Annotated in this window: 9 protein-coding genes; 7 read left to right on the top strand and 2 right to left on the bottom strand. The window is 72.2% G+C overall.

Features of this window, described 5'->3' with window-relative positions:
* Window positions 1-48: 48 nt before the first annotated feature.
* Complete coding sequence (locus ABT367_RS28905; RefSeq protein ID WP_352256222.1) at window positions 49-1,005, bottom strand: DMT family transporter; 957 nt, start codon at window positions 1,003-1,005, stop codon at window positions 49-51.
* Here ABT367_RS28905 and ABT367_RS28910 point away from each other — a divergent pair.
* From ABT367_RS28910 to ABT367_RS28925, 4 genes are read left to right on the top strand one after another with little or no spacing between them, the layout of a single operon-like run.
* Window positions 1,004-2,458 (top strand): PLP-dependent aminotransferase family protein, encoded by a 1,455-nt coding sequence (locus ABT367_RS28910; RefSeq protein WP_352256223.1) that lies wholly within the window; start codon window positions 1,004-1,006, stop codon window positions 2,456-2,458. The two genes, ABT367_RS28905 and ABT367_RS28910, sit on opposite strands and share 2 nt — an antisense overlap.
* A 58-nt stretch (window positions 2,459-2,516) precedes the next feature.
* Entirely contained in the window at window positions 2,517-2,939 is a 423-nt protein-coding gene (locus ABT367_RS28915; RefSeq protein ID WP_352256224.1) for a GNAT family N-acetyltransferase, read from the top strand.
* A 52-nt stretch (window positions 2,940-2,991) separates the two neighbouring features.
* Window positions 2,992-3,570: a histidine phosphatase family protein gene (locus ABT367_RS28920; protein WP_352256225.1), complete on the top strand. Its 579-nt coding sequence runs from the start codon at window positions 2,992-2,994 to the stop codon at window positions 3,568-3,570.
* 32 nt (window positions 3,571-3,602) lie between these two features.
* On the top strand, window positions 3,603-4,223 hold the full coding sequence (locus ABT367_RS28925; RefSeq protein WP_352256226.1) for a nucleoside deaminase: 621 nt from the start codon (window positions 3,603-3,605) through the stop codon (window positions 4,221-4,223).
* 72 nt (window positions 4,224-4,295) lie between these two features.
* Here the strand turns inward: ABT367_RS28925 and ABT367_RS28930 are convergent, their stop codons facing one another.
* Window positions 4,296-4,706, bottom strand: coding sequence for a PPOX class F420-dependent oxidoreductase (locus tag ABT367_RS28930; protein WP_352256227.1), 411 nt, complete (start codon window positions 4,704-4,706; stop codon window positions 4,296-4,298).
* 175 nt (window positions 4,707-4,881) lie between these two features.
* Here ABT367_RS28930 and ABT367_RS28935 point away from each other — a divergent pair, with 175 nt between their 5' ends.
* The 3 genes from ABT367_RS28935 (at window position 4,882) to ABT367_RS28945 (ending at window position 9,611) form a co-directional block, all read left to right on the top strand.
* A complete protein-coding gene (locus ABT367_RS28935) occupies window positions 4,882-7,107 on the top strand; it encodes an NADP-dependent isocitrate dehydrogenase (RefSeq protein ID WP_352256228.1) in 2,226 nt (741 codons plus the stop codon).
* 210 nt (window positions 7,108-7,317) lie between these two features.
* Window positions 7,318-9,003: an ABC-F family ATP-binding cassette domain-containing protein gene (locus ABT367_RS28940; RefSeq protein ID WP_352256229.1), complete on the top strand. Its 1,686-nt coding sequence runs from the start codon at window positions 7,318-7,320 to the stop codon at window positions 9,001-9,003.
* A gap of 146 nt (window positions 9,004-9,149) precedes the next feature.
* A complete protein-coding gene (locus ABT367_RS28945) occupies window positions 9,150-9,611 on the top strand; it encodes a hypothetical protein (RefSeq protein WP_352256230.1) in 462 nt (153 codons plus the stop codon).
* Window positions 9,612-9,851 lie beyond the last annotated feature (240 nt).

The raw sequence follows: 9,851 nt of genomic DNA on the forward strand, positions 1-9,851 counted from the left end.
GACGGGCCGGCCGGCGTGCCCTGTGCGATGCGGCCGGCCCGCACCGCTTCAGCCGCGGGCCCGCTGGGTCACCGCGATGCAGATCAGCACGGCCACGGCGGTCAGCGGCGCTGCGGCCGTCATGCTCTCGCCGAGCAGGGAGACCGACCACACCAGGGTGAGCAGCGGCTGCGCGAGCTGGAGCTGGCTGGCCTTGGGGATGCCGATCGCCGCCATGCCCCGGTACCAGACGACCAGGCCCACGAACTGCGAACCCACCGCAACCCACAGCAGGCCGGTCACGGCCTTCGCCGTCAACTCCCAGGGCTCGTACGCGAGAGCGACCGCGGACGCGGGGAGCGCGAGCGGCAGACAGGCCACCAGGGCCCAGCCGATGACGTGCCAGCCCGGCATCACCCTGGCCAGCCTGCCGCCTTCGGTGTACCCGGCGGCGCAGATCAACAGGGCGCCGAACAGGTAGAGATCGGCGGTGGTCAGGGCGCCACCGCTCTGCTGCACGGTGAAAGCGATCACCGCGGCGGCCCCGAGGCAGGCAGCCGTCCAGAAGGTGCGCGAGGGGCGGGCTCCCGTGCGCAGCGCGGACAGCGCGGCGGTGGTGAGCGGCAACAGGCCGACGACGACCGCGGCGTGCGAGGTCGTGGAGGTCTGCAGGGCGAGCGTGGTGAGGAGCGGGAAACCGATCACGACGCCGGCCGCGACGACGGCCAGGGAAGCCCAGTGCTCGCGGGCCGGCGGCTTGATGCGCAGGGCGAGCAGACAGCCGCCGGCGATCAGTCCGGCCAGCGCCATCCGCACGGAGACCAGCGACCAGGGTCCGAAGCCGTCAAGTCCCCATGCGGTGGCGGGAAACGTCAGCGAGAACGCGGTCACGCCGGCGGCGGCCAGGAGGATGCCGGTACGGGTGGAGTCGCCGCCGGTGCTCGGGACGGTGACGGGGGTGCTGGGGGTCCCGGGGGTGCCGACCGCTATCGTGGTCGGGCGAGTAGCGCTATCCTGTGCTGTCATGCAAGAGCGTAGCAGTGTGGGGGAATTGGCGAACAGTCTGCGTGGCGAGCTTCATCGCTACTCACCTGGTGGAAAGCTCCCGTCCAGTCGGACGCTGATCGAGCGCTACCGTGTGAGCCCGGTGACCGTCACCCGGGCGTTGGCGCAGCTCGCGGCCGAAGGCCTCGTGGTGACGCGGCCGGGCGCGGGTGCGTTCCGCGCGCAGACGCGTACCGCTGTCGAGCCGGTGGGTGACACCTCCTGGCAGGAGGTCACCCTCAGCGCGCAGGCGGCCGCCGAGCCGAGGGCCGTGGACGCCTCCGGAGTGCTGGCCTGTCTGGCGCAACCGCCCACCGGGGTCATCGAGTTCAACAGCGGCTATCTGCACCCCTCGCTCCAGCCGGAACAGGCTCTCGCCGCCGCTCTCGGCCGTGCCGGCCGCAGACCTGGCGCCTGGGGGCGGCCGCCCATGGACGGGCTGCCCGAGCTGCGGGACTGGTTCGCGCGCGGCTGCGGCGGCGCCGTCACCGCCTCCGACGTGCTGATCACCTCCGGCGGCCAGACCGCGCTGACCACCGCCCTGCGCGCACTCGCCGCGCCCGGCACGCCGGTCCTGGTGGAGTCGCCCACGTATCCCGGGATGATCGCCATCGCCCGCGCCGCCGGTCTGCGGCCGGTACCGGTGCCGGTGGACACCGACGGGGTGCGGCCCGAGCTGCTCGCGGACGCGTTCCGGGCGACAGGGGCGAAGTTGTTCGTCTGCCAGCCGCTGTTCCAGAACCCGACCGGTGCGGTGCTCTCGGCGGCCCGGAGGCCCGAAGTGGTGCGTACGGCAAGGGAGTTCGGTGCCTTTGTCGTCGAGGACGACTTCGTCCGGCTGCTCGCCCACGACGACAGCGGTCCGCTCGCGCCGCCGATGATCGCCTCCGACCCCGACGGTGTGGTGGTCCACGTCTGCTCCCTGACCAAGGCGACCTCGCCGTCCTTGCGGGTGGCCGCGCTGGTGGCCCGCGGCCCGGTCCTCGAGCGGCTGCGCGCCATCCAGATCGTCGACCACTTCTTCGTCCCGCGCCCGCTCCAGGAAGCCACCCTCGAACTGGTCGGCGCCCCGGCCTGGACCCGCCATCTGCGCACCGTGGCCACGGAGTTGCGGACCCGCAGGGACCAGATGGCCACGGCGCTCCTGCGCGAGCTGCCCGAACTGGCCCTGCCGCACATCCCGTCCGGCGGCTACCACCTCTGGCTGCGCCTGCCCGACGGCGTGTACGGCCGGGGCGGCGCCTTCGTCGAGTCCGCCCTCGCCTCCGCGGCGGTGCGCGCGGGCGTCGCGATCACCCCGGGCCGGCCCTATTTCAGCGCCGAACCCCCGGCCGGACATGTCCGGTTGAGCTTCGCGGGGCTTGCGGGCGCGGCGGAGATCACGGAGGGCGTACGGAGGCTGCGTACCGCATGGGACGAGGTGACCGGAGGGTGAGCGGCCGCCGGGCAAATCGACTCGCGTCCGCGCGCCCCCCGATGCGAACCTCGTGCCCATGACCGACTACGTGATCTCCACCGACCCCGCGCGCCTCGACCCCGCAAAGATCCACCACTGGCTCTCCACCGATGCGTACTGGGCGCTCGGACGCAGCCGCGAGAAGCAGGACCAGGCCATCGCCGGGTCGCTCAACTTCGGGGCGTACGACCCGGTTTCCGGTGAACAGGTGGCATACGCCCGGGTCGTCACGGATCGCTCCACGTTCGCATGGCTCTGCGATGTGTACGTGGATCGCGCCGTACGCGGCAAGGGTGTCGGTGTCGCCCTGGTCGCCGCCGTACGCGAGGAGCTCGAACCGTGTGGGCTTCGTCGCATCCTGCTCGCGACCCACGATGCGCACGGGGTGTACGCGAAACAGGGCTTCGCGCCGCTCGAGCACCCCGAACACTGGATGGCGCTGCAGCTGCAGCGGCCCTGATCGCGGGCGGGTGGCTCTTGACCTGCGGAGCGGTGCGTTCCAACATCGCCGCATGCATGTTCGGGTCACGCTGATCGCCGCCGCACGCAGCTCCTCGCTGCTCACCGAGCGTTTCGACGACGACCGGCCGCTCGATCAGGCCGGCTGGCATGAGCTTCAGCTCGCGGCGCACGCTCTGGTGCCGTACGGGCGGGCCGAGCTGCGCTACTGCTCGCCCACCCCGCGCAGCCGCGCGACCGGCGACGCACTCGGCTTCGCGCCGATGGCGCAGCCCATGCTCAGCGACTGCGACATGGGCCGCTGGCGTGGACGCACACTCTCCGAGGTCACAGCACGTGAACCGGCCGCGGTGGACGCCTGGCTGGGCGACCCCCGCTCGGCTCCGCACGGCGGCGAATCGCTGCTCGCGTTCATCTCCCGGGTGGGCCGATGGCTGGACACCCGCCCGGTCGGCGACGGTTCGAGCATCGTCGCCGTGGCCGAGCCCGGGGTGGTCCGCGCGGCCCTGGTCTACGCCCTCAAGGCACCCCCGGCGACGTACTGGAACATCGACGTGCCCCCGCTCTCGACGGTCACCGTCACCGGCCAGGCAGGGCGCTGGAGCCTGCGCCTTGCGGGGCGCGCGGCCTGATGCCGCACGATGGCGTTCCCTGGGATCGCGCCATGTCCGATGACTTCACGACCGCATGGCAGGCCCTCGATCCGGCTGCGCGCCGCTGCCTCGAGCTCGCCCACACCTCGCTGCGCGGCGGGGGCCTCGCCTGCGGTGCGGTCCTCACCGACGCATCCGGCGCCATCGTCGCCGAGGGCCGAAACCGCGCGTACGACCCTCCGGGCGGCACCGATCCCCTGCAGGGCACCCCGCTCGCGCACGCCGAGACGAATGCCCTGGCCCGGGCGCGTACGGAATGGGACCTCGCCACGCACACGCTCTGGTCCAGCCTCGAGCCGTGCGCGATGTGCACGGCCGCCGCGGAGTTCACCGGAGTCGGCGCCGTGCGGTACGTGGCGCGTGATCCCTGGGCCGTCGCCGGCGAACTTCCCGTATCGCCCGGGCAGCCGCTCAACTCGCCGGTCTGGGCGGTGAGTTCCGCACTCCTCTTCCTGCGGAGCGCCTACGAGCTGCGCGGCCCGGACGCCGAGGTGCTGCGGGAGAACGAGCGCCGTGCGCCCAAGATGGTGCGGCTCGTCGCGGACCCGGAATTCGCGCGGGCCGGCGAGGCGGGCGAGCTGTTCGCCGCGCTGTGGAGCCGTATCCGGGAAGCGGCCGGCGCGGCAGGGTGACGGCGGCCGGCCGCCGTCACCCGGGGCCGCTGAGGCAGGCGGCTCAGGTCGGGCCGTTCACGTCGCGGCCGTTCAGTTCGCGGCCGTGCCCACCACCCGCTCGGGCGTGATCCGGATGACGATCCGTACGACCTCGGGCCCCAGCGTCAGCGCCCAGTCGCCCGCGCCGGGCCCCTCGTACTGCTCGTCGAGCTCGATGGTGAGCCGGCGGCCGACGTCCTCGGATATCGCGGCCGTCCCGCGCACCTCGATGTACTGCTGCGGATCCGCGGCGTCGTACACGGTGAGGCTCACGCGCGGATCCCGCTGCAGGTTCTTGTCCTTGCGCCGTCCCGCCTGCGAGGCGATCACGAGGTCGTCACCGTCGAGGCCCACCCAGACGGGCGAGGTCTGCGGGCTGCCGTCGGGGTTGATCGTGGCCAGGATCGCGGGATTCGGAGCTTCGAGAAGCCGGCGGGCCGCCGAGCTGAGGGTGAGAGCCATGATCGTCAGCGTAGGTCCGTGGCGTGTGCCGCGACAGGGGTGCGCGGACGAATGTTCGCTTCGGGCCGAGGAGGCCCTTTCGGAACCCGGGGTCGAAGGAGATATCTTGATGTCGAGTAATCTCGACCGACGACGCAAGCAGACGACGCTATGCAGACGTGGAGCGGAGCACCCGGTGACTGACTCGACCATCATCTATACGCACACTGACGAGGCCCCGGCCCTGGCGACCCATTCGTTCCTGCCGGTGATCCAGGCGTACGCCTCGACGGCCGGCGTCAGTGTCGAGACCCGTGACATCTCGCTGGCCGGGCGGATCATCTCGCAGTTCCCCGAGTACCTCGAGGAGGGCCAGCGGATCCCGGACGCCCTCGCGGAGCTGGGCGAGCTGGCGAAGACGCCCGAGGCCAACATCATCAAGCTGCCGAACATCTCGGCCTCGATCCCGCAGCTCAAGGCCGCCGTCGCCGAGCTGCAGGGCCAGGGCTACGCGCTTCCCGCGTACCCGGACTCCCCGAAGACCGACGAGGAGCGCGAGATCCGCGCGCGCTACGACAAGGTCAAGGGCTCGGCCGTCAACCCGGTCCTGCGTGAGGGCAACTCGGACCGCCGCGCCCCCGCCTCGGTCAAGAACTACGCCAAGAACCACCCGCACCGCATGGGCGCCTGGACCCCCGAGTCCAAGACGAACGTGGCGCACATGACCGCCGACGACTTCCGCTCCAGCGAGAAGTCGGCCGTCATCGCCGAGGACGGCGCCCTGCGCATCGAGCACGTGGCCGCCGACGGCACCACGACCGTTCTGCGCGAGTCCGTCCCCGTCCTCGCGGGCGAGGTCGTCGACGCCTCCGTGATGCACGTCGCCGCGCTGCGCACCTTCCTCGGCGAGCAGATCGCGCGCGCCAAGGCCGAGGGCGTGCTGTTCTCGCTGCACCTCAAGGCCACGATGATGAAGGTCTCGGACCCGATCGTCTTCGGCCACGCGGTGCGTGCCTTCTTCCCGAAGACCTTCAAGCAGTACGGCGAGGTCCTGGCCGGCGCCGGCCTCTCCCCGAACGACGGTCTCGGCGGCATCCTCAAGGGCCTGGAGACCATCCCGCACGGACTCGGCGCCGAGATCAAGGCCTCCTTCGAGGCCGAGCTCGCCGAGGGCCCCGAGCTCGCGATGGTCGACTCCGACAAGGGCATCACCAACCTGCACGTGCCGTCCGACGTCATCGTCGACGCCTCGATGCCGGCCATGATCCGCACCTCCGGCCACATGTGGGGCCCGGACGGCCAGGAGGCCGACACCCTCGCGGTGCTGCCGGACAGCTCCTACGCCGGCATCTACCAGGTCGTCATCGACGACTGCCGTGCCAACGGCGCGTACGACCCGTCGACCATGGGCTCCGTACCGAACGTCGGCCTGATGGCGCAGAAGGCCGAGGAGTACGGCTCCCACGACAAGACCTTCGAGGTCGCCGCGGCCGGCACCGTCCGCCTCGTGGACACCGCGGGCAACGTGGTCCTCGAGCAGGAGGTCGCCGAGGGCGACATCTTCCGCGCCTGCCAGACCAAGGACGCCCCGATCCAGGACTGGGTCAAGCTCGCCGTCACGCGCGCCCGCGCCACCGGCGACCCGGCCGTGTTCTGGCTGGACTCGGCCCGTGCCCACGACGCGGTGCTCATCGAGAAGGTCAAGAAGTACCTGGGCGACCACGACACCTCGGGTCTGCAGATCGAGATCATGTCCCCGGTCGAGGCGACCGCGTTCTCCCTGGAGCGCATCCGCCGCGGCGAGAACACCATCTCGGTCACCGGCAACGTGCTCCGTGACTACCTCACGGACCTGTTCCCGATCCTCGAGCTCGGCACCAGCGCCAAGATGCTCTCCGTCGTCCCGCTGATGAACGGCGGCGGCCTCTTCGAGACGGGCGCCGGCGGCTCCGCCCCGAAGCACGTCCAGCAGCTGGTCAAGGAGAACTACCTGCGCTGGGACTCGCTCGGTGAGTTCCTCGCGCTCGCGGTCTCCTTCGAGCACCTCGCGACCACCACGAACAACGCCCGCGCCCAGGTCCTCGCGGACACCCTGGACCGCGCGACGGCCACGTTCCTGGAGAACGACAAGTCCCCGACCCGTCGCGTCGGCGGCATCGACAACCGCGGCTCGCACTTCTACCTGGCCCTGTACTGGGCGCAGGAGCTGGCGAAGCAGACGGCCGACGCGGACCTGGCGAAGGACTTCGCCGCGTTCGCCGAGTCGCTCGCGGCCAACGAGCAGAAGATCGTCGACGAGCTGCTCGCCGTCCAGGGCAGCCCGGCCGACATCGGCGGCTACTACCAGCCGGACGTCACCAAGGCGTCCGCGGTGATGCGCCCGTCCGCGACGCTGAACGAGACGCTGGCCACGCTGGCGTAACGCGCACGGTTCGTCGTATGGGACCGCCCCGGCCGGAGTTCTTCTTCGGCCGGGGCGGTCCTTTCCCGTTCCCCTGCGGCTTTTGATTTGAGACGAGACGGCTCGTCTTGTATGGTGTCCGCATGCGTCACTACTTCTTTCTCTGAGTCCGGGCGCGGCCCACGCCGCCGTTTCTGCTGCCCGTAGACCCTCGTATCCAGGGAAAGAACCATGCGCGACCGCGCTCATACCGCCATGCCCGCTGCCGTGGCGCAGCTGTCCGTCAAGGACGTCACCAAGTCGTACGGCACCAGGACCGTCCTCGACCAGGTCACCTTCACCGTCCGCCCGGGCGAGAAGGCCGCCGTCATCGGCGAGAACGGCTCCGGCAAGTCCACCCTCCTGCGGCTGCTCGCCGCGGCCGAGACGCCGGACTCCGGCGAGCTCACCGTGAGCTTCCCCGGTGGCGTCGGCCATCTCGCCCAGACCCTCGACCTCGACCCGCACTGCACCGTCCAGGACGCCGTCGACCTCGCCCTCGCCGAGCTGCGCGCCATGGAGCGCGACCTCCGTACGGCGGAGTCGCGGCTCGGTGAGGCGTCCGAGGCCGAACTCGCCGCGTACGGCGAGCTGTTGATCGCGTACGAGGAGCGCGGCGGCTACGACGCCGATGCCCGCGTCGACGCCGCCATGCACGGGCTCGGGCTCGGGCTCGCCGACCGGGGGTCCGGGGGCGGTCCCCCGGGAAAACGCAGCACCCGCGACCGCGTGCTCGGCTCGCTCTCCGGCGGCGAGCAGTCCCGGCTCGCGCTCGCCTGCGTCCTGGCCGCCGCCCCCGAACAGCTGCTCCTCGACGAGCCGACCAACCACCTCGACGTGACCGCCGTGCGCTGGCTGGAGGAACAGCTGCGCGCCCACCGCGGCACCGTCGTCGCGGTCACCCACGACCGCGGCTTCCTGGAGCGCATCGCCACCACGATCCTCGAGGTCGACCGCGATACGCGCTCCGTGCGCCGGTACGGGGACGGCTGGGCCGGCTACCGCACGGCCAAGGCCTCCGCCCGGCGCCGTGCGGAGCAGGACCATGCGGAGTGGCTGGACGAAGTCGCCCGTACCGAGGAGTTGCTGGAGGCCGCGGGGCGGCGCCTGGCCGGCACCGGCAAGGACCCGGGCCAGGGCTTCGGCAAGCACCGGCGCTCCCACGAGGCGAAGCTCGGCGGGCAGGTGCGGGCGGTTCGTGAGCGGCTCGCGCAGCTGCGGCGGAATCCGGTGGCGGCGCCGCCGGTCCCGCTGCGGTTCACCGCGGGGTTGCCCGCCGTGGCCGGTTCTCCGGCCGCGGCCCATGCCCTGGTCGAGTGCGAGGACGTACGTGTGGGGGAACGGCTCTTCCTGGACGGTCCGTTGACCGTCACGCCAGGTCAGCGGCTGCTCGTCACCGGCGAGAACGGGGCCGGCAAGACGACCCTGCTGCGCGTCCTCGCGGGCGATCTGGAGCCGGACGCGGGCACGGTCTGCCGCTCGGCCCGGATCGGGTACCTGGCGCAGGAGCTGCCGGTGCGTGCCACGCGACTGCCGCTCCTCGCGGCGTTCGCGGCCGGGCGGCCGGGGCTGCCCGACGAGTACGCCGAGGAGCTGCTCTCCCTCGGCCTGTTCCGCGAGGAGGATCTGCACGTCCCGGTGGCGGCGCTGTCCGCGGGCCAGCGGCGGCGGCTGCAGCTCGCGATCCTGGTGACGCGGCCCTCCGACCTCCTCGTGCTCGACGAGCCGACGAACCACATCGCGCTCGATCTGATCGAGGACCTGGAGGCGGCGCTCGCCGAGTATCCGGGTGCGGTTGTCGTGGTCTCGCACGACCGGGGCTTCAGGGAGAGGTTCGTGGGGGAGCGGCTGGAGCTCGCGGGTGGGCGCAGGGTGTGAGTGCGGGGGTGGGCGCAGGGTGTGAGTGCGGGGGCGGGCCTGGGGCTCGGAGGGGTTTGGGGCGTGGCTGGGGCTCGGAGGGGGCCGGGGCTCGGCTGGGGCGCCGCCCCGGCGCACCGACCGCACACCACTGCCATGCTGACCCCATGGCAATCCTCTCCGCAGCGACCGGCGAGTGGTCCGGCACCAACGGGTTCCGACTCATGCCGGAGGACCCCCTGGCCGAACGCCCGGCGACGGCCACGCTCGCCCTCGCCGCGGGCGGTCACCTCACCTCCTTCACGTACACCTGGGAGCACCCGGACGACGGCCCGCAGGAAGGCCTCATCGTCATCGGCAGCGGCGAGCCGGCGGGCACCCTGACCGCGATCTGGGCCGACTCCTGGCATCAGAAGCCGGCCCCCATGCCCCTCGACGGCCGCCTCACGGACGACGGTTCGGTGGGCTTGGACGCGCGGTACGCCGAGGACTGGGGATGGCACATCGCCCTCGCGGCCGCCGGGGACGGCCTGCGGCTGCGCATGGACAACGTGCTGCCCCCGCAGTACGCGACGCCGGTGACGGCCTCGTATCCGGCGATGGTGATGGAGCTGAGCCGCCTCGACTGAACGCCGGCCCGGGCCCGCGCCGTCGCAGCCGAGGCCTGGACCGAACCCCGCTCCGCGCCCCGAGGGCGGTTGAGGTCGCGGGGGGGGGGGGTGGCGGCGCCGCCGCGGTGGGGGGGCGCCCCCCCCGCCGAGGAGAGGGGGGAGGCCGACCCGACGGCCCCAGAGGGGGGGGGGGGGGTTGGGGGGAGGGGCCCGTTCCCCCGCGGGGTTGGGCCGATGGAGGGGGTGGGCGGATTAGAA

Origin of the sequence: Streptomyces mesophilus, from assembly GCF_040300965.1 — a bacterium.
In the GTDB taxonomy this organism is placed as follows: domain Bacteria; phylum Actinomycetota; class Actinomycetes; order Streptomycetales; family Streptomycetaceae; genus Streptomyces; species Streptomyces mesophilus_A.